16 protein-coding genes are annotated in these 19247 nt (G+C 37.8%); 8 read left to right on the plus strand and 8 right to left on the minus strand.

Going from position 1 to position 19247, the window contains the following annotated elements; all coding sequences use genetic code 11:
- Positions 1-43: 43 nt before the first annotated feature.
- The 4 genes from H0U71_03295 to H0U71_03310 form a co-directional block, all read right to left on the minus strand.
- On the minus strand, positions 44-1711 hold the full coding sequence (locus tag H0U71_03295; GenBank protein ID MBA2654077.1) for a hypothetical protein: 1668 nt from the start codon (positions 1709-1711) through the stop codon (positions 44-46).
- Positions 1712-1894: 183 nt separating this feature from the next.
- Positions 1895-2770, minus strand: a complete 876-nt coding sequence (locus H0U71_03300; protein ID MBA2654078.1) for a phosphotransferase — start codon at positions 2768-2770, stop codon at positions 1895-1897.
- 4 nt (positions 2771-2774) lie between these two features.
- Positions 2775-5261 carry a hypothetical protein gene (locus H0U71_03305; protein MBA2654079.1) on the minus strand — a complete coding sequence of 829 codons (2487 nt, stop codon included), beginning with the start codon at positions 5259-5261 and terminating at the stop codon, positions 2775-2777.
- Between the two features lie 310 nt (positions 5262-5571).
- Complete coding sequence (locus tag H0U71_03310; protein MBA2654080.1) at positions 5572-6288, minus strand: helix-turn-helix transcriptional regulator; 717 nt, start codon at positions 6286-6288, stop codon at positions 5572-5574.
- 160 nt (positions 6289-6448) lie between these two features.
- On the opposite strand from H0U71_03310, the gene H0U71_03315 reads away from it, so the two are divergent.
- The 5 genes from H0U71_03315 to H0U71_03335 all read left to right on the plus strand — a co-directional run bounded on the left by H0U71_03315 (position 6449) and on the right by H0U71_03335 (position 10099).
- The gene (locus tag H0U71_03315) at positions 6449-7900 is read left to right on the plus strand and encodes a hypothetical protein (protein ID MBA2654081.1); all 1452 of its coding nucleotides are present in this window, start codon (positions 6449-6451) and stop codon (positions 7898-7900) included.
- Between the two features lie 129 nt (positions 7901-8029).
- Complete coding sequence (locus H0U71_03320) at positions 8030-8503, plus strand: pyridoxal phosphate-dependent aminotransferase family protein (protein MBA2654082.1); 474 nt, start codon at positions 8030-8032, stop codon at positions 8501-8503.
- A complete protein-coding gene (locus tag H0U71_03325) occupies positions 8503-9333 on the plus strand; it encodes a pyridoxal phosphate-dependent aminotransferase family protein (GenBank protein ID MBA2654083.1) in 831 nt (276 codons plus the stop codon). The genes H0U71_03320 and H0U71_03325 overlap by 1 nt, the downstream gene beginning before the upstream one ends.
- A gap of 3 nt (positions 9334-9336) precedes the next feature.
- Entirely contained in the window at positions 9337-9777 is a 441-nt protein-coding gene (locus tag H0U71_03330; protein ID MBA2654084.1) for a cyclic nucleotide-binding domain-containing protein, read from the plus strand.
- Positions 9778-9847: 70 nt separating this feature from the next.
- On the plus strand, positions 9848-10099 hold the full coding sequence (locus tag H0U71_03335; protein MBA2654085.1) for a hypothetical protein: 252 nt from the start codon (positions 9848-9850) through the stop codon (positions 10097-10099).
- A gap of 89 nt (positions 10100-10188) precedes the next feature.
- Here H0U71_03335 and H0U71_03340 read toward each other — a convergent pair whose 3' ends face one another.
- On the minus strand, positions 10189-11388 hold the full coding sequence (locus H0U71_03340; GenBank protein ID MBA2654086.1) for a hypothetical protein: 1200 nt from the start codon (positions 11386-11388) through the stop codon (positions 10189-10191).
- Between the two features lie 278 nt (positions 11389-11666).
- On the opposite strand from H0U71_03340, the gene H0U71_03345 reads away from it, so the two are divergent.
- Together H0U71_03345 and H0U71_03350 are read left to right on the plus strand one after the other, a co-directional pair.
- Positions 11667-12071 (plus strand): hypothetical protein, encoded by a 405-nt coding sequence (locus H0U71_03345; GenBank protein MBA2654087.1) that lies wholly within the window; start codon positions 11667-11669, stop codon positions 12069-12071.
- A 190-nt stretch (positions 12072-12261) separates the two neighbouring features.
- Entirely contained in the window at positions 12262-13428 is a 1167-nt protein-coding gene (locus tag H0U71_03350; GenBank protein ID MBA2654088.1) for a cyclic nucleotide-binding domain-containing protein, read from the plus strand.
- 73 nt (positions 13429-13501) lie between these two features.
- Here H0U71_03350 and H0U71_03355 read toward each other — a convergent pair whose 3' ends face one another.
- Complete coding sequence (locus tag H0U71_03355) at positions 13502-14719, minus strand: MFS transporter (GenBank protein ID MBA2654089.1); 1218 nt, start codon at positions 14717-14719, stop codon at positions 13502-13504.
- Positions 14720-14969: 250 nt separating this feature from the next.
- Between H0U71_03355 and H0U71_03360 the strand changes: the two genes are divergently transcribed.
- Entirely contained in the window at positions 14970-15812 is an 843-nt protein-coding gene (locus tag H0U71_03360) for an alpha/beta fold hydrolase (protein MBA2654090.1), read from the plus strand.
- A gap of 161 nt (positions 15813-15973) precedes the next feature.
- On the opposite strand, the gene H0U71_03365 is transcribed toward H0U71_03360, so the two are convergent.
- Together H0U71_03365 and H0U71_03370 are read right to left on the minus strand one after the other, a co-directional pair.
- The gene (locus tag H0U71_03365; protein ID MBA2654091.1) at positions 15974-16666 is read right to left on the minus strand and encodes a hypothetical protein; all 693 of its coding nucleotides are present in this window, start codon (positions 16664-16666) and stop codon (positions 15974-15976) included.
- Positions 16667-16733: 67 nt separating this feature from the next.
- The gene (locus H0U71_03370; protein ID MBA2654092.1) at positions 16734-19037 is read right to left on the minus strand and encodes a hypothetical protein; all 2304 of its coding nucleotides are present in this window, start codon (positions 19035-19037) and stop codon (positions 16734-16736) included.
- Between the last annotated feature and the right edge of the window lie 210 nt (positions 19038-19247).

Below are 19247 nucleotides of genomic sequence, written 5' to 3' on the forward strand. Positions count from 1 at the left end.
AACCAATTAGTGTAATTTAATGTAAACAGTTAGCGCCATATGACTAGGCGAAGAAATTAGTGTGCCGTGATCTATGATGAGCGTCACTATCGTCCTCTGGTTCACGCACTTTTGAAGATTCAAGCTTCTCTTCAAGCAAACTGAGCTGTTTCTCTAGAGCTGCAATTTTCGCATCCCGTTCAATGAGGCACCTCTCTAAGATCATAACTTTCTCGTCTCGATCAACTATTTTTTCCTCGAAATGTTTACTCATATTTTGAAAAAAATAAGCTAACTTTCCGGATAATTGCAATTCACATATTATTGTTTTACCTGCCATAGAATATTTATCAAATACTTTATGTAGGTCTTCAGGTTTTAGTTGAATTAATTGACCAAACTCAATGAATTGGTTATTAATTAGGTCGCAAACTTGGGCGATATTTTGCAGTAACTCGATCACAATCCCTGGCGGAAGATCTAACATATCAGAAAATGATATGGGAAGTGTAGTCAATAACTGTGCATCACCATAACTCATCTGAACTATAATTTTCTGTATAGCTAAATTTAAATTTAGAAATTTAGAAAAAGCAATCTGATTTAAGCCACCACCATCACGAGAAACCAATATAAACCCACCCGCCGTATCTTTTGTGGCAATCATCTCTATAATCGATGAATCTAGCTTTTGCAGATGGTAAAGTGAAAGGTCTTTATATTTATATAAATAATGAAAAATTTTATATTTTTTTAAAATTAAGTCTCTACTAGGTTTTTTAAGCTTGGCAAAATCATCTAGCGGAAACCCTTGTCTTTCAAATATTTTGATAGCGGCTGCTTGGTTGGCATATAGTTCTTCACATAAAGATTTCTCACAAGACAAAAAATTTTCCACGCTTAGATGGCATTTAGACAAAAATTGACGAAATTCCTGAGGATTTTTTAATATATTTAGAAGCAGATTGGGAGGCAATTGGACTAACTGAAGTAGGCTATTATAACAGCCCTTGAAATAATAAAATGGAAAGAAAAGCCTTAAATTATTAAGATGAGCATACAGCTCAGAACCTAGGCTATAAAGCTGCCAAACAGTGACTTCATAAGTCGTTATTAGCTCTATTCCATCAGGACTGACAATAAAATCTGCGAGCGCCTTTGGCAGGAGCTGCAACTGTTCAAAAGTTAGTAATTCTTCCAACCGCCTCGGGATTTCTTCACGAGTTTTTATGATTAGCATGGTGTTAGTTTTTTTCTTGACTACTCTCTGGATATGCAGCGCATCACGTAATAAAAATCTTGAGTTAGTAAGAGGATTAAGCAGCCACTTTGTCCCTTCTTCAGTTTCACCAAGAACGTGGCCTTTATAATCTCTCATTTTATGATATTTAATTAAGGTTTTAATATTAAATTTTTGCCCAGTTGAAATATAAACAGCATTATTAATTTTAAAAGTATCTTGCATTATTGGGTCAACATCATTAATCGGTCTAAACTCTGCTAATAGAATTAAAATATTATGAATAACGTCTGCTGAACTATTGTTGGCATTAGCATTTTGCTGCTTTAAAATCGATTCAATTAACATAGTCTGCAAAAGTTTTCTCAGCTTTTCTACCAATGAATCTTGATCATGGGTATCGCTTGTTAAGCGCTCCAATAAAGATTTTATTTCTGCAATACCCTCGCACTGAGTAATTTTGGTCAACTCTTGTAAAGCTGTTTCGAACATCAAGTTTCTCTCTGGGACAAAAAAATAGGGGTATATTTTATAATAAATTGCGTAAAACAGCATTAAGCTTAAAATTAAGAAAAAATTAAACTTTGCTTACCGAATGGGTTGCCCCAGGTGATTCTCAAAAGGTGATAATTTGATATCTGACCCCATCATTTCATAATTTGATATCTGACCCCATCACCGAATATTACTTGCTAATTTAATAGCCCTGTCAGGATTAGACTTGTCTTCAATTGACCATGCGGCAGAGAGGATCAAGCGTACGAATATCCAATCTTTTATTCGTTGGGGATTGAGATTGGATTTTTTTGCAATTTGATTTACTCTTTGCTCAAATAATTTTTTAATATCGGAATTAGATTGCAGTTCCGATTTAGTAATAAAATCAAACGCTGCAATTTCAAATTCTGCATCTCCTATAATTCCTTTTGGATCGATTGCTAACCATTCTTCACCATCTTGAAGAATATTGTCATGATGTAAATCACCATGCAAAACCACCGGCTTATTCAATGAGTTTAATAATTTATTTTTCAAAGAAACTGCTTCTTCTAATAAATTTTTAGGCATTTGTGTCGAGTCGCACTCATCGAGTGCCTCAAGCCAAGCACTGATGTGACCAAAATTGCTTTTACTTGACAACTCTTTCTGATGAAGTTGTTGCATTGTTGACACATAATTATCCATTACAAATTCAGGTCGAGCTGGATAAAATGATTTAAGGGTGACGCCAGGAACCGCCTGGTGCAAGAGTATGGCATTATGGTCTTCACTATAGTCAATAAGCTTAATTGAGCCCTTACCATAAAAATACATCAGAGCCTCTTTTTCTGGAGCAATGATTTCCGGATCGCAGCTTATTTTTAATATGAGTGGAGTGTCAGTTTGAGAGATTGCTTTAGCAACATAATTATAAGTCATGTTGCCAACAGGAGAAATATAGTTCAGCTGCCATTTTATAGACAGGATTTTAATAATTTCCGGTAAGTCAGTTAACCATTTGCGACCTGGCTCACCATAAATATTAATAATATTTCTTGCAAATTCATCCATTGTCTTAAGGAGCTGCACTCATCACGTTTCGAGACACTTTGGAAGTTTCGATTTCACGTTGGGTTGCTTTATACATTCCTGTTAAGTTACCTTTTAATGCTGACTGGTCCACAATCATTTCTTCACAGGAAAGATCAGCTAAATTCTTAGAATTTTTAAATTGATCTAAATCGTGTTGTAACTCTTGAATATAACTTAATAAATACATGGTATAAGAATGCTGTCTTAGCCCGCTCCCATTATGATGCACCTCAAGCATATTATTTTTTGCAGTCAAAATCACATCTTGCAATAAAGATATTACTAGCTTGCTACTTTGCTCAAGATCCACATCTTCTGTCGGAATTTTTTTGGCTAACTCTGTGATCTTGCTTTTTATCAAGTACGTCGTAAAAATTTCACAATGTTCATTAGCCCGCTCTCTGGCTTTTTTCCTGCCATAACCAAAAAAAGAAAAGCGAGATGATCGCCCAATCTCTGTATTATGATTGATATAAGCATCACGATACTGCTCTAATCTATTGATCCGATTAGTTATAACGTTAGTTAATAATTCCAAGTGTTCTTTGTGTTCTTGATGACGGATTTGGGATGCATAATCGATTGGCTCTCTGGCAAATTCCTCCTTTTGCGCGTCAGACACACCCTTCAAATTAGCCAATGTTGATTGTAATTCAGTTTGACGTTGCAGTGTGCGGTTTATCATTACTTCATATTTAACTGGGTTAGTCCGGTATATCTGATTCACTAAGTGATTACCTAGTATTCGTTCAATCTTGCCGATCAGGAGTTTTTCTTTTTCATTATTTGGTTGTATTAGCTTGAGATCTATTTCAGCTTCAACTTCCTGCGCCATTTCTTCCAAGATCTCAGGGTTCAACATCGGATGATTGGGAGTTGCGGCTAATTCTCTTTCTTCTTCTTCATCATCAGAGGTATCGCTATCGCAATCTCGCTGACTACCCTTTTCTTCGTTGTCTGGCTCTGAACCATTCACAGGTATTTCAATTACATTCTCAATGGGTTTATCAAGAGACGGTTTTGCCACTTCCACAAGGTCATATTTTATCTTTTCTTGTTTAGCGATCGCGGCAAAGTAAGGAATGAATTGTTCATGAAGGCAAGTTAAATTTAGAAACTCGAGAGTTGCACTAACGTTGTTATCTTGATCCTTATCCACTTTGACAAGAAAAGTTTGCACAATGGCGGGATTTGCAGCCCCTCCAAATGTCTGAGGTTCGGCCTCTGAATTTATATCACCTACGACAATATTATTGATAGCTTTATAACTAATATAAAGGCTGCCATTTTTCCAGTATACATCCATTAAGGGCGTACTAAGCGTCTCCGGCACTATCTGAAAGCCAAGGCTATATTTATGAAATAGTTTTTCATACTCAGCAGTGATATCTGCTGCCGGACCATTCATATGTGCATTACATAATATCCACTTATGCAAAGCTTCATCCTTAGTGAAGCTGCTTATACATTGCTCTATAGAGCTTCCCGTCATCTGAGGCCCAATAAGCTCCGATTTTTTTCCTCCCAGGGTTAGAGTGCCTGAGCTAAATTCCCGGGCAAAATTCCTAGCTAGTGTAACATCATCGAAATTTGCAAGGAGTAGGGGGCCCGCTAGATTTAATTGAAGGTGGAGTTTTGGTTCTACGCTGGGTTTATTATAACTATGAGTGGTTGCATGAGGGATAAGACGTTCATTCCCTGCCTGATCTACTGATGACAAGTAAGCATTCTCGCTTGCTTGATAAGTTGCATCATCAATTTTATAGACACGCTGAACCTGGCCTAAATCTGAATAACAGGAAAATTTACTATTTTCTAGAAAGAATGGGCCACAATTCACATGATCCATTAGGCTCTGTTGATATGCAATGTACTCAAGATCAAGTGGTATACTGAAATTCCGTTCCACCGCTTCACTGATATATTGAGTATTATAAGAAATCCAAGGTCTCTGCGAATCGGTAAGTTTGGCAAAAGATTTATTTGAATCAAGTTCTATATAAAGCTCTAACCAGTGTTTTCGTTGACGACCAAAATAAAACCATTTATTCATGGTCGCTAAGGGGATAGTTAATTTATGTTTTGCTTTATCACATTTACCCCAAAAGGACTGACTATATATTTCAAGCGCATGATTTAAACTGATAGTGTCTACCGAGTGTATGTCCTGGATATCTGTATCATTGGTAGGATAAAAAACATGAAGACAATTACAGTGCGTTTTATCATAGAAAGTATAAAAAACTATTTGGTCTGAAATATTTTGTCCAGCCAGACGCTCACTTTTTGTCACATCTATAAACTGAAAATTTTCATCTTGGAAAAAACGTTGAATATGTAGATACGCTAGCTTGGAAGGGTCATATTGATTACGCACTATAGGAGCATTATCATCAAAATCCCTCTGGATAACGATAGGTTCTGCGTGCTCACCCGATTCTACTTTTTCAAACTCATCTTCTTCCAGCATACCAATAACCTTTTTACTTATAACAATTGTGGCTCAATTATAAGCTATTAACCTTAATTTAGTCTTAATAGCTAATTTTCATAGCAATGACATCATGGCAACCGCATCACCCCCCCCCCTTGACAAACAGTTGAGGCTTGAATTTCCCTGGATTTCGCTACGCTACATCCAGGCTACTTTGAGGGTGTTGTAGCCTTGATGACACGAAGTAGAATCAAGGTCATTAGTTTTTTGCTGCATTCTCACATTCTTTATTCTTGATTTCAACAGGTTACATTAACAGCTGCGAGAGACGAACAGTGAGAATTACTCATCCGATGAGGTCTTTCTGAAGCAAGCTTGGAGGTAAAATATTCATGTATCCCTGATATATTGATTTCTCGATCACCTCTTCTCGATTTGCACATCCCATTTTAAACTTGATTTGCTCAATATAACTTTCAACAGTTCTGGGAGAAAGATCGAGCAGTTTCGAAATTCCTTTGTTTGTTTTACCTCTCAGCACAAAGAAAAGGCACTCTAGCTCGCGTGTTGAAAATTTTATATCTTGGATACAATCGGTTAATAAAAAACAAAATTGTTGGCCACTTTTTTTATTTATATATTTCTTACTCGCATTCACAATAAACCGGCTTATATCAATCATGCGGTAATTTGTCACATCATCAAATTGTGAAACTATCCCAAAATCCTGTCCAATCTCATCTTGGATCAGATATTTTTTACCAAAAATAGTTTTCCATGCATTATCTGCATAACAATAGCACCCTATAAAATACAAGGGGTGTTGGCTGTTTTTAACCAGTTCGTCTTGCCATACAAACATTTCCGCATCTTCTGCTGCTTTACAACGTAAATTTTCATAGGAAATCCCTACTACGGCATCAGGATCACTAAAACCCACCCATTCTAAACCCAGCTTATTTATCATTAATAATTTAGAGTCGAGACTTAATACGCCAAAAAAACCAGGCGATTGTTCAAGTACACCAGCACTCATTAATTGACGAGAGGAAATGGCAGTCATTACAAGCCTTCATTATAGAATAACAAAAATAAGCCTATCATTATAAATAATTATTAATTTTTTACAATTGAATCCGCGCTAATAACGGTGGGCGTTAGCACGGTTAATATAATTAATTTACATCAATAAAATCAGTTTTTTATTAAAAATTGGAACTGATATGCAATTAAAGCCCACTGCTAATGATGATAACTCCGCGCTTGAATGGGAAACTTATAAGGATTTACTCATTAATAGAAGCTTATTTGATAAAGGGTTGCTGGTTATTCAGACGAATTCTGAAAAAATTATTCAAGATCCTCCCACTACCTCAAACAGTTTTACCCTTAATAATCGCCAATTGACCTTTTATTATGGCAAGACTCAAAAATCAGACAGTAAACCGCTCATCCTGGCCAAAAAATTACTGTTACAACTTGATCCTAATTTAAAGACAGAAGTCACCCTTCAAACGACCAAACGTCGTGACGAGGTTTTTCTTCCACTCCTTTTAGCACAGGATACCAATAATATCGGGTTATATGTGTATCTCTGGACAAGTAACCCTCGAGAATTAAATTTTTCTCGTTTTAGAAATTTTGTCACGTGTGGTTGTTTCTTTGGTTCTGCTTTGGAAGCAGTCACTGATAGTGATGAAAAACTCGCTTTCATAAATCATAACCTACCTTCAGGCCTGAAAATTAAAACACTCAATTTAATTACCGAGGTGAGCTCGCCTTATGAAGAAGTATTATTTAGTGAGCAAGAGAAAATAGCCCTGCTGATAAAGAACTTTTCTAAACAAGGTCAAGATCAAGAATTAATTTTCCACCTACCCTATTACGATTATGCATTATTTGGGATTAAATTTTTTCTTCGCTCCGTAATTACTTTTAGTGATCTGGATAAATTCATCCAGCTAATTTTTATGAAAGCAGAAAATTATGAGATGAGATTACGACACATTTTTGGTAAACATAATATAAATCTCTCCATTCAATCGCCCTTTGATAATCTTTTTGGTGATATCAAGGAGGCGAACGTCATCACGCGCCACCTATTAGCCTGCTTAAATTTACCTTATCAGCAACAAGATTACAGCGGCTTATTACCTGAGCAACTCGCCACTTTAGAGCAAGATCTCGTTGAAGTAATTATTACAAAACTACAAACCCATAATTACTATCTTGATCACCAGGAAACCTGGTTAGATTTAACAAACCGGAATAATACGGGTATCACCAACTTAGAGGATGTGTTTAAACTTGCGAATTCTATGATGATCGCTATTGCTTCCAAAGGAAAAAAGCATAATGAAACATGTTCGATTTTGCCTTTGACCGAAAAACAAATACAGGTTCATCATTCCTCAATTAAAATAAGTGACTCCTACCCTAGCGTTTTTAATATGACCGTAGTTGATCCCGTCATAACCTATTCCGCGAAGAATAAGGGGATTTTATTTTATCAAGACGCCGGGAGAGAAACATTAGCTGAGCTCTTGACCGATAAAAAAATACTCCAATATGCTTATAAAAACATTAGCTTTTTTGCCAACCATGCATCTCAAATTGGGGACAACTATGACACAAACACCCGCCCCTCCCTTGCAACAATCTTACACAAGAGTTGATGCGGGGTACTCTTGCGATTAGAAGAAAATCATCAGGGAGTAAAATAAAAACTCTGTAAATTCAATCTATACTTATTCACAGTGTTATGGAATACAGCGCCATCATTTCGTTAAGCAAGGAGCAGTAACATGTCAAATAAAGTTCCTTCCCCTGCAGCCCTCAAAGGATCTCTTTTACATTACGCTCGTCCTCGAGGATGTAATCTTCTGGAACGCACGCAGAGCCTCGGTGATTATGTGGAATTAAGACTGAAAAATCATGTCTTACCTTATTCTCGGTCTTTGATTAATGCAGCGGGCCCAGAAACTACAATCCAATATGATGATGGGGCAACGGGGAAAGGATTAAATTTTGCTTCACAAGATTATCTCGCCATGAACAATCGACCCGAGATTCGTGAAGCGGCTATTCAAGCAATTAACGAATATGGTGTACACAGTGCTGGAAGCCCCACACTACTAGGCAATACGGTAAACTCATTGGCCCTGGAAGAACAATTAGCCGAATTTTTAAAAACTGAATATGTCGTATTATTTCCCACTGGCTGGGGAGCCGCTTTTGGCACTATTGTTGCCTTAGTAGGCCCGACGACCATGTGGTAATGGATGAGCTCTCCCACGCTAGTATTCAGTCTGGAGTCTATAGTGCGACGAGAAAGGTGACTGCATGCAAACACTTAGATGTAGACGCTATGATTGCCGCTATAGAAGATATTCGTGCAAAGGATACAAAGAATGGCATCTTAGTTGTAACAGAGTCGCTTTTTTCAATGGATTCTGACACACCCGATCTTGCTAAACTCCAAGCAAGTTGCAGAAATCTCAACGCTATCTTGATGGTGGATGCTGCGCATGATCTCGGCTGCTTAGGGCCGGATGGGCGGGGTCATATCGGAATGCAAAAAATGCTAGGAAAAATTGATTTAGTGATGGGTAGTTTTTCCAAAACCTTTGCCTCAAATGGCGGATTTCTTGCTATGCATAAGCGGAGCGTGCGTCATTTTATGAAATTTTATTCTGGGCCACATACATTTTCCAACGCCATTTCACCCGTACAGTGCGCCGTGGTAAGTAAAGTGCTTGAAATTGTTAAAAGCGACCTAGGGCAGCAGCTACGCAATGATTTATTAACGGCAGTCGATGCTTTACGGGATGAATTTAATAACCTTGACATCAAATGCATGGGAAATCCCTCAGCGATAGTCCCGGTGCCGGTCGGTTCTGAAGCCACAGCCAGAATAGCAAGCTGGTTGATGTTTCAGCGTGGCGTGCTTGCTAATCTCGTTGAATTTCCAGCAGTTCGCGCTCGCTGTGCTCGATTTCGCATGCAGGTAATGTCTTCCCACACTCCTGAACAAACACGAGCTGCTGCTAAGGTTGTTGCCGCTTGTATAGATGAGGCTCGTGATATAGCAAACTCGATTAAGGAGTAATTAATGGAAAATCTAATTAACAGTTTTAAATTTTTAACTAGCGCTGATCAAGATAGTTTGCATCAAAAGATGCAAGTAGTAGATTTTGAAGCCGAAACCATTTTGCTTAAAGAAGGCGAACAGAAACAAGCCCTATTTGTATTACTCGAGGGAAATGTCAGGGTAGAAAAAGAATTCCTCGGCCAATCCGTGCCCTTTACTGAACTCCTTGCCGGAGAAATTTTTGGCGAGATGTCATTGATTGAAAAACAGGGAGCAAGTGGTACTGTAGTTTGTAATACCGCCTGTAAAGTAGCCATTTTAACTGCTGATGAATTGCAGCATTTGGAAGATACCGTGCCGAATTTTGCGGGACGGTTTTATCAATCACTTGCCTATTTGCTGAGCGTACGTTTGCGTGAGGCGAATGTAAATGTTGTCCAGGGATTTTTTTCCGTAGGCTGATTTGCTAACCTTCAACAAAGCGATGTTTTATACGATGCCATGTATTCATTTCAAGGAGCAAACCCGATTTATGGACAGTAGTAGAGAACCTCATCTTATCAAATGTATCGGTTGGTTACGGGCAGCGGTTCTAGGAGCGAATGATGGCATTATTTCTACGTTATCGATTATGACAGTGGTCTTCCTAGCCATACTTGGCGCAGCTGCCTCCAAAGTGGCGGGCGTCTCTATGATGATTGGCATAGTACGAGTCACTTTGTGGGGATCGGTTGCCATGGTGATAAGTGCCGGTATTGGTTACATTTTAGGTGTTACCTTATAGCGGCACTGTGAAAACATTTGCAATAAAAATTAAGGGATCAACTTTATCATTAACTAATTAAAAGTACATATTTGCTTTGTTTTAATTAGTTAATGATTACTAAAATTAGCCACGATGGTAGATTGATTTTCTTCAGAAGGAAGCAATAGGGGTTTCGAATAATTAAGTGAGGGTTGACTATTATCAAGATGCTGAATTATTCGGGATCTTTCATTTGCAATAGCACTTGTAATATTTTCAGTGATGTCATGAAATTTATGTCGCTGTGAGATCTCAATGTCACTATTTTTAAAACCAAAAATCTCCTTCTGGCCATCTATTATTGATTGAGTAACTTTTAAGGCTTCCATCAATTTTGAAGATAATTGATCAGCACCAAAAAAATCAAAAACATGAGGGCTGTAATAAGTTGCTACTGGAAAGCCCTGTTGTACTAACATACGATTTAACAAACAAATCACGAAGGTTCTAATATTCGCATCCCAAAACGGATGCACGAAATTAAATTGTTTAGTATGCCACGCCATAATAGCTAATTTTTCATTATCACAGCTAGCAGAAGCAATTTTTTCATTATAACTAGTGCTAAGTGCCTCAATTTGTATCCCAATAATGCAAGGCGCGGGAGGTTGATAGGTAATTCTTTCACCTTGCTGTATTTTTTTATACCAATACAAAGCCAATTCATGGGTTGTAGTGAAACCTCGCTCCTTTTTATACTCCTCTACATTCATAGCATTCACTGCTGTTTGGTAATTAACCCCTTCAATAATTGAAGTAGTCCCAATAGAGGAACCTCTCCAAGCCATATTGCGCTGAAATTGTTTTTCAGGGCTTAAATTGTGACACTCATTATTTATTGGCGGCGAATATATCTTTTCATCAAACCCATACTCTTTTTCTAGGGTAAACGAATCAAAATACTCCTCCAGGCCTTCAACTGTGGTGTTCTCTTCTGTTAAACCGAAACTTCCTGTGCCATCACGAAAGACCCCAGGCTCATCATTTAAAATGAGGCCAGGAATATTAAACTGTAGATTAGTCTTACACGCTTTATGAAGAGAAAGTATAAGAGCCGGCGTGATATCTTTATCTAAATCCGTAAAAGCAATTTCAAGTCCATTTAACGTACTCTGCACATCACTGGCATATTCTCGCTGATCATATTTCTTCCAGCCATTTTCAATTTTATGAAGCCTACCATCTACAATCAATCGCCAGAGTTCTTCACGCGGATATAATTTTAAATATTGAATACCTTTAAAAATATTTTGATACTTCAAATGCATTGATGATTACCTCAACATAGATATTCTTGCTTCATTGTGTCTAAGCTTGCTCACATTTGCCTTTTTAACAATGTAAAGATGAGTTGCTTTTTTCCACACCCATTGTGGGATATCAAGCGACATAAACGATTAGGAATCTTACTCAAGCCGGGGTAACGTTTCAATCTATAGCTTCTCCAGGTTACGTAAAATCCTATTAGCAGTATCTACTTTCTGTCACCTAACATGCTGAATTTTTATCTATACTATGGATAATGTGAGTAACGCGAGGGATTTTTATGAAAAAATTATATTTGGCGATTGGATTGTTAGCTATTACAACGAGCGCCTACCCAGAAAATCAAGGTGCCACTCAGGATCAGGATAGATTGCAAATGGCTAAAGTAGGGTGCCAAAAGCCCCTCGGTTTTTTCCCAACACCTTCTAAGATTATGTGTATGCTTACGGCTTTAGGAATTTCTGAACAAACTACCAAACCCAAAGCGTTTGCTTTGATGTTTAATGTTTGCCAGGGTCGAACACTACAACCACTTCCCAGTAATTATGTCCCTAAAAAATATCCGACTTTAAATGCTTGCTTGAGCGATCCTAGTGCAATTGGTTTGATCAATAAAGAATTACAATCACAAGGCTTTCCTGCTGTGAAAGTAGTCAATCCAGGGGTTCTTTCAAGCCCAACGTAAGTCATTAGCAGCCAAAACCCAAAAGGAGTTAGCTAAAAACTAAAACCAATGGTTGCAAAAGCGGTCTTCAGCACATAATCTTATTATTGTGATGCTCTCTGCTGTTTCTAAGTAGAGAGCGGGCTCACAACGAGATAATCCCTAGGGGAGCTTTTGCATGGGTTTGTCTGATAACTAACTAGGAAAACGAATGGAATCGGTTACGGCCTTTCTTAAGCAGGCAGACATTTTTTCAGATTTTTCAGAGGAAAAACTCGCGGAACTCGAAAAAATCTCAGTTTGCAAACAGATAGAGAGAGATAATTTATTAATCAAGGAGAACAGCAAGGCAGACTCTATCTATCTAATAATGAAGGGGCGTTTTTTAGTTTATAGTGACACAGGTGAGGAAGGAAATCTTATACCGGCTAATTTTGTAATACTTCATCCAGGGGATACCGTTGGCGAGATTGCCTTCTTAGATGAACAGCCCCGCTCTGCGAATGTCAAAGCCCTCGACAATAACTGCGCCGTGATAGAAATATCCAACAAAAAGCTTGAGCAAATTGCTTCCCCAAAATTTTACCATACCTTAGCACGCAGACTGAGCTCCTATATTAGGAGTAATAATCAGATTGTCATAGAGACATTGCGTAAAGAATTAGAGAATAATAAGAAGTTAGTCGCCATGGGCAGGCTAATTACCTATGTTCTTTTGTTAATTTCATTTTACAATTTGTCACTTAAAATTTCCGAAGCATTACAACGCAATCCTTATACCAGCATGTTTGCCAGCACCACTATTATTGCCATTTTTACTATCACCTTAAGTTTTATGATTAGAAGTCTGCCCTACCCTATAAAAAATTATGGGTTATCGTTAGATAAAGCGGGCAAAATTATCACTGAAACTCTGCTCTATACTTCAATTCTTTTGATATCGATTACTGGGTTAAAATTATTTATCACGCACATTATTTTGAAAAAAAATATTCCATTGATAGATTTAGAATCGGCAGTGCCGTACACCAAGGCAGGGTCACCTTCTTTTTATTTGTGGTTGATCTTGGCGATGTTAGTGTATGCCATCTTCGTCATCTTTCAAGAATTCATAGCGCGAGGAATATTGCAAGGATCGCTACAAATTTTTCTGCAAGATAAACACAGAAAATTAATGGCGAATCTCATTGCCAGTGGCGTTTTTTCAGCTATGCATATTCACCTCTCCAATAAATTAGCCCTCCTGGTGTTCTTTCCTAGCCTATTTTGGGGATGGCTATACATCAAACAAGGCAGCCTTTTAGGACCTATTATTTCACATATTCTCGTTGGCTGGTGGGCTTTATTCTTTTTTGGATTGGAAAGCGTGTTAGCTTAAGAGCAGCTAGTATTTTTCTAGACGCACCCAAAGTGATTCGTTGGCTAGGACGTCTGCTTCTAGGGGCGAGTAGTTACGTTTTATTCTTAGTTTCTGGCATTAAGCATCCAAAAAATAATAACCCTATAGCAGCTATTCCTGCTAATAAGATAAAGGCCACATCAATACTCATTAGTTTTGCAACATAGCCCGCAACAAGATTACTTAACGCAGCACCTATGCTGATACAAAATATCATTAATCCCTGCATAAAGTTAAATCGTCCAGAATTTTTTGCTAAATCCGAAATAATGACAATTGATACAATACTAAATATACCTGCTGCCACTCCATCGAGTAGTTGGTTTGCTATCAGAAGATAAGGTTTAGTCGTTAGCGTATAAAGAATTGCACGCACTACTAATATAAAATAGACACTCATAAATAAGGGCTTGCGACCTATTTTATTAATAATAAAAGAAAGCATAAAGGCAACAACTATCATCACTAGCTGCGCAATAATTATACTACTCGACATATAAAAAGAAGTGTGCTTTGAAGAATGGGCAGCAATTTTTTGCACCAGCAAGGGTAATTGAGCAGAATTTGAAAAAGTAAATAGAATGAGCGAAATCCCGAATATTATAATCGGAAAACTTGTCATCAGCTGCGCAATGGGCAGAGGTTTATAATTTTTATCAGAAATATCTTGGGGTAACTCGCGGGCAATCGCATTATTTATTTCACTTTTTTTAATCAACATTAATGGAATTAAGCTTATCAGACTAAAAAAGACATCCACATAGAGAACCCATGACACGCCTAACCAAAAAACCATCAAACCGGTAATAAATGCATTAAACACATTTCCCGCATGATTAAAAGTTGCATTAATAGCGAGGCGTTCAGGAAAAAGCTGCTGTCCAACGAGACCGAGTGTGATTGCTGTAATTGCAGGAGGTATGATACTCGTGGCAATGCCAATGAAGGATTGAGCTATTAGGATAGGCAGCAAGGTACTACTATTTACAATGAGCAAACAACCCATCGCGATGATAATGGTAGCAATACCGATGAGCCATTGTTTATATTTCGCGGAATCGATCAGTAAACCGCCCGGAATTTGACTTACCAGGGATGAAATATTATACATCCCTAACACTAAACCTATTTTTTCTGCATCCCAATTCAAAGCAGAGGTGATATAAACCGTGATGAAAGGCCCTACTCCCCCTTGCACATCCGAAATTAAAAATACTAAAAAACTTAAGGCATATAAGCTTGCGCGAGAGGGTTTAACTAAAGGTATCATCCAGAGTCCTTCTATCTTTGATAGCTATTTTACATCAATCCTTCATGCGTAACAAAATTACCTACATGAACCGCCGCTCCACCTAACCCTGTGTCATTCTACGAGTTGCGGAACGACGCTTTGGGTTATATTATGAGGTAAAGTTAAATTTTACTCCGTGGATTCGTCTAAATTGATAAGGATTTATTATTACAATTTAGAGAATGGATTTAATTGATGCTAATACTTTGAGTATATAAAGGAATCCAAAATGAAAGCAGCTATTAGGGGCACAGAAATTTATTTTGATGTGGCCGGTATGGAATTCCCTCCCGCGCAGAAGCCGCGCCCAATTATGTTCATGTTACATGGCGGCCCAGGAAGCGACCATACGCGTTACAAATACCATTCACTCGAATTACAAGAGGTAGCGCAGCTTATATTCATTGATCACCGAGGAAGTGGTAGAAGCAAGCAAACTGATCCAGCTGAATACACGTTAGAAAATAATATTGAAGATATAGAAGCGCTCCGAAAATATTTGGGCATAGAACAAATCATTCTATTAGGTACTTCTTATGGTGGCATGGTTGCACAAGGCTATACAATTCGTTATCCGAAAAATGTGCTCAAATTAATTTTAATCGCTACCGCACCCAGCCACGAATTTATCAGCGAAGCAAAGGAATATTTACTGAGCAATGGCACCCGGGAACAAATTGCAATAAGTGAATATCTTTGGAATGGCACCTTTAGAAATGAAGAGCATGTCGCCGAATTTTTTAAAGTTATGGAAAACCTTTACACAAAAAATCCGGGCGCCCTCGAAATACCCAAAAATGACATCAGCTATTCATATACGTCATTAAATTTGGGGTTTAGTCGCTTTCTCAGAGAGTTCGATTTTAGAGAACAACTCTATAAAGTGGCCTGCCCCACGCTCGTATTATCAGGAGAAGAGGATTGGGTTTGTAGACCGACACAATCGCGCGTTATCGCCGAAAAAATAAAATCTGCCACCCTAAAGATTTTCGAAAATTGTGGTCATTCGCTGGCAATAGATGCACATGATGAATATATTGCTATCACTAAAAAATTTATAGGCAATCCCTAAACCACCTGATTTCACTTTCCATTATCAAACTATACACAATCGCGCGTTATTGCAAAAAAATAAAATCTTCGACCTTTAAGCTATTGCATATTGTAGCCTTGATGTAACGAAGTGAAATCAAGGAAACCCAACGATTTAAAAGAGGACAATAGAATCAATCATTATTGAGTTAAGGAACTTGATGGAACGTCATATCCCATTGTCTCATCCATATCAACGTCAATTATATCTGCAGACTGGGGAAAATTATTATTATTATTTATATCTATAGGAATAATTGAGTTTGATAATGGCGCAGGAGTTTGCATAGGCTTTTGAATAGTATTAAAAAAAATTTCTAAAATCTCTATAGATCGGCGCAACACAAAAGTTGGAGCTAAATTCTTCTCAATTGCATTAAGATCAAATTCAGCACCCTTTTCTAGGAGAAGAATTGCAAAGGATTTATAAGGATCTAGTAAATCAGCGCTAATTTTACCTTGAAGCACCACCTCTGCATCTGCCTGATGCGCTATATATTTGAATAAAAACTGAAGGAAGAAATAAGCTGCATTTGGCTTGTTCTTCACTCGCAAATTAGGATTAGCGCCGTTAGTCAGGAAAACCTCAGCAAGATATTTAAGATTAGTTAGATGTGTAATATTTTCCAACTTTACACATAACATACTTGCTATAACGTAGGCCAAGGCATTACAACCCATACCTCCACTGATAGCAGTAATTAAAGCAGGGTCATCGATGATTGTCTCTTGTGTCGCATATTTAAATAATTCAGTATCGCACTCTTCAGAGAGTTCCAATAAAGCTTCAAATTGAGATGTGAAAATCACTTCTATAACGGTATCGGACTTCATTGAATCTCCCTTCAAAAATATATCATCAAGGCCATGTGATGATCTGAATTATTGTGCTTAAAATGTATTACATTTTTATCGAATTACTGTTTCCTGTGGATAGTGATGGATCTCTATCAAGCAAAGTTCTAGTAGATCCGCTAAAGAAGCTCGCTTTCGCTTGAGTACTATTTACAGGTTCTTCGTAATCAAGCTGCCATATCGAAGTGTAATCATCTTTTGTTCCGCACTGGGAGTCAATAATCATTTGAGGGGTTGTCTTACTATTGGTATTTTGACATGAGGGCTGGGACCTTTGTACATTGCCCAAATTAGCTACAGTAGTCTTCTCTTCTATAATGGGAAGCACCTTCATGAGTTTGGTAACCATTTTAAAGCTGTCGGTTTGCAACCATTTTGTTGTGGCAATAAAACTCCTTGGCAAAATAGCTGTTAAAAGTCTTTTGAATGGATTGCGATGCTGGTTTAACGTGGTGAAATTTTCACTGATGATGGCTTCTACCTGACGTGCAGTATGACTCTTCGCCACCTCACCTAAAACACTCATTTTCTCGATATTTTTTTTCTCCCCATCTACATTCAAAAATTTCCTCAGGCCTGCGACTAACAGAGGTTTGAGTAACAATAGTTCAACTTTCACAGGCAAGAAATTTGCTACAAATTTTAAGACATTGAAAATGATATGATTTCGTTTTTGGTCAGACTCTAGTTCTTCAATATGGGTATTAATTTTGGTAATTAACTCAGTCTTTCTTTGTGAAGTATGTTGCCCTGCACCTTCATAACGAGTATTCAAATTTACCTGAGTTTCGAAATGATAAGGTCTATTTTCAAGACCGTATGAAATTGCATTCATAAAGCTATCAGCATGTTCATCCGCTTCGGAATAATTAGCCCATACCATGGTCCCTGCAAAAGATCGGGCGTACATGGCGCGACGATAAGCACCATTAGGATCCAAAAAATTTAACACGACATAACGATTATCAGGCAGTTTGCCCACTAATAAGCACATGTCTGCCTCTTTACAGAGAGGATGCTGGGAGTCATAGAACTGCCAATCTGTTGCATTAAGCTTATCAAGCTCAGAAGGTTGATGACGTAATTTCTTTAGTATTTCATTCCAAGAAAAAATACCGCCTTCTTGCCCAAATTCGCCCATGGGAGCACCTTGAACCGGTTGGTATAATCCTTGATAGGGACCAAGTTCATTAACAATCACACTGCGGCAGTAATTAGGAATACCTAATACTAATTTTTTAGGATCTATCCCTTGTTGTTGATAAAGTGCTAATGTTTTAGTGATACAGAAATACGCATTCTCCCCCTCTTGTTTGTAATGAGGGCTCTGCGGGCTCAGGTTAACAGCAGCATGAAAATCACTAAATTCTGAAAATGCACCAAAATAATCATAAGTCATGATCGAAATTTCATTCACTTGAAGGGCAATTTCTTGCCATTGAGCAGGTGAAAAGACGGTAATGTTATGCTTACCTGCAGGTGCCGCAATTGTTAACTTTGCATTAATCAAATGGCGTCGATTAAATTCTGCTCGTAGCTCAGTCATTAGACTAACAAAGTTAGCGGCATCTTTACTCGCTGGATATTCCCAATCAATATCAATTCCATTTGCGCCTAACACCTCGACGGCATCAACAGCATTCTTTACAAATTTTCTACGTGTCTCAGGATTGTTTGCCATATCACTGAAAACTGTATCCATGCGTTTACCGGCATTAGTCCAGCCACCAAATGCTATATTGAAATCCAGATAATGAGTGCGCCGTCTTGCTAGATCTATTTTTGGAAGGTCTAGGCTGTCACCCCAGGAATCTAATGCAAAAACATCTCCTTGTTCATTAAAGCCAATAAAAGCGTAATTCAGAGAATTAATATCACCGTAGGGTTCATCATCAGCCGTTTTTTTATTAGCATACTGCCCCCAATCTGCATGATAGTTTCTCGAAGTGAATTCAGGATGAGGATTCTGTTGTGAGATTCCATTGAGAGAAATTGGAAGTATGGCAAGAGGTTCATTGTTAATCTCAACACAAATATCGCGTGGCGGCATACCTACTTTGAGCGTACCTAAATCAGTATCTGGAGCATAGGTCAATAAACTCGTCTGTCCCGGGCTAATTTGTATCGACTCAGACAATGTCAGCTCATAATCATAAAATAAATTGTCCCTGTTAATCTTTTTGACTGATTGCCAATTTTGGGACAACAAACCACCGGGTTGTTGAATATTAACATTCGTAGTGAATTTAATTTTTTTTAAAGAAATATTCTCTGGGGAGTTATTAGTGACTACCAGTTGGTGTAGGTATCTCGGATCAGTTATTACAGAATACTCAAGCTTATTAATCACTCTAAAATCTCCACTACTTCAATATATTTAATAATCTAATTGCATAAAATTTTTTATAAGTAGGGATTTTAACACTGAAGTATTAAGCGAAAATTAAGTGAATATTGCATTAAATCGTGGAGCTTTGTACTGGACAAAAAATTGGCTCTACTTTCCATCGTCCCGGGACCCATCCCTCCACGTCGTCCCGCGATTTATTCGCGGGATCCA

The sequence above is a fragment of the Gammaproteobacteria bacterium genome (genome assembly GCA_013697705.1).
Lineage (GTDB): Bacteria > Pseudomonadota > Gammaproteobacteria > UBA6002 > UBA6002 > UBA6002.

Excerpts from the sequence above, each read along its gene's own strand:
- H0U71_03295 (MBA2654077.1), bottom strand. The coding sequence starts at position 1,711 with ATGTTCGAAACAGCTTTACAAGAGTTGACCAAAATTACTCAGTGCGAG.
- H0U71_03300 (MBA2654078.1), bottom strand. The coding sequence starts at position 2,770 with ATGGATGAATTTGCAAGAAATATTATTAATATTTATGGTGAGCCAGGT.
- H0U71_03305 (MBA2654079.1), bottom strand. The coding sequence starts at position 5,261 with ATGCTGGAAGAAGATGAGTTTGAAAAAGTAGAATCGGGTGAGCACGCA.
- H0U71_03310 (MBA2654080.1), bottom strand. The coding sequence starts at position 6,288 with ATGACTGCCATTTCCTCTCGTCAATTAATGAGTGCTGGTGTACTTGAA.
- H0U71_03315 (MBA2654081.1), top strand. The coding sequence starts at position 6,449 with ATGCAATTAAAGCCCACTGCTAATGATGATAACTCCGCGCTTGAATGG.
- H0U71_03320 (MBA2654082.1), top strand. The coding sequence starts at position 8,030 with ATGTCAAATAAAGTTCCTTCCCCTGCAGCCCTCAAAGGATCTCTTTTA.
- H0U71_03325 (MBA2654083.1), top strand. The coding sequence starts at position 8,503 with ATGGATGAGCTCTCCCACGCTAGTATTCAGTCTGGAGTCTATAGTGCG.
- H0U71_03330 (MBA2654084.1), top strand. The coding sequence starts at position 9,337 with ATGGAAAATCTAATTAACAGTTTTAAATTTTTAACTAGCGCTGATCAA.
- H0U71_03335 (MBA2654085.1), top strand. The coding sequence starts at position 9,848 with ATGGACAGTAGTAGAGAACCTCATCTTATCAAATGTATCGGTTGGTTA.
- H0U71_03340 (MBA2654086.1), bottom strand. The coding sequence starts at position 11,388 with ATGCATTTGAAGTATCAAAATATTTTTAAAGGTATTCAATATTTAAAA.
- H0U71_03345 (MBA2654087.1), top strand. The coding sequence starts at position 11,667 with ATGAAAAAATTATATTTGGCGATTGGATTGTTAGCTATTACAACGAGC.
- H0U71_03350 (MBA2654088.1), top strand. The coding sequence starts at position 12,262 with ATGGAATCGGTTACGGCCTTTCTTAAGCAGGCAGACATTTTTTCAGAT.
- H0U71_03355 (MBA2654089.1), bottom strand. The coding sequence starts at position 14,719 with ATGATACCTTTAGTTAAACCCTCTCGCGCAAGCTTATATGCCTTAAGT.
- H0U71_03360 (MBA2654090.1), top strand. The coding sequence starts at position 14,970 with ATGAAAGCAGCTATTAGGGGCACAGAAATTTATTTTGATGTGGCCGGT.
- H0U71_03365 (MBA2654091.1), bottom strand. The coding sequence starts at position 16,666 with ATGAAGTCCGATACCGTTATAGAAGTGATTTTCACATCTCAATTTGAA.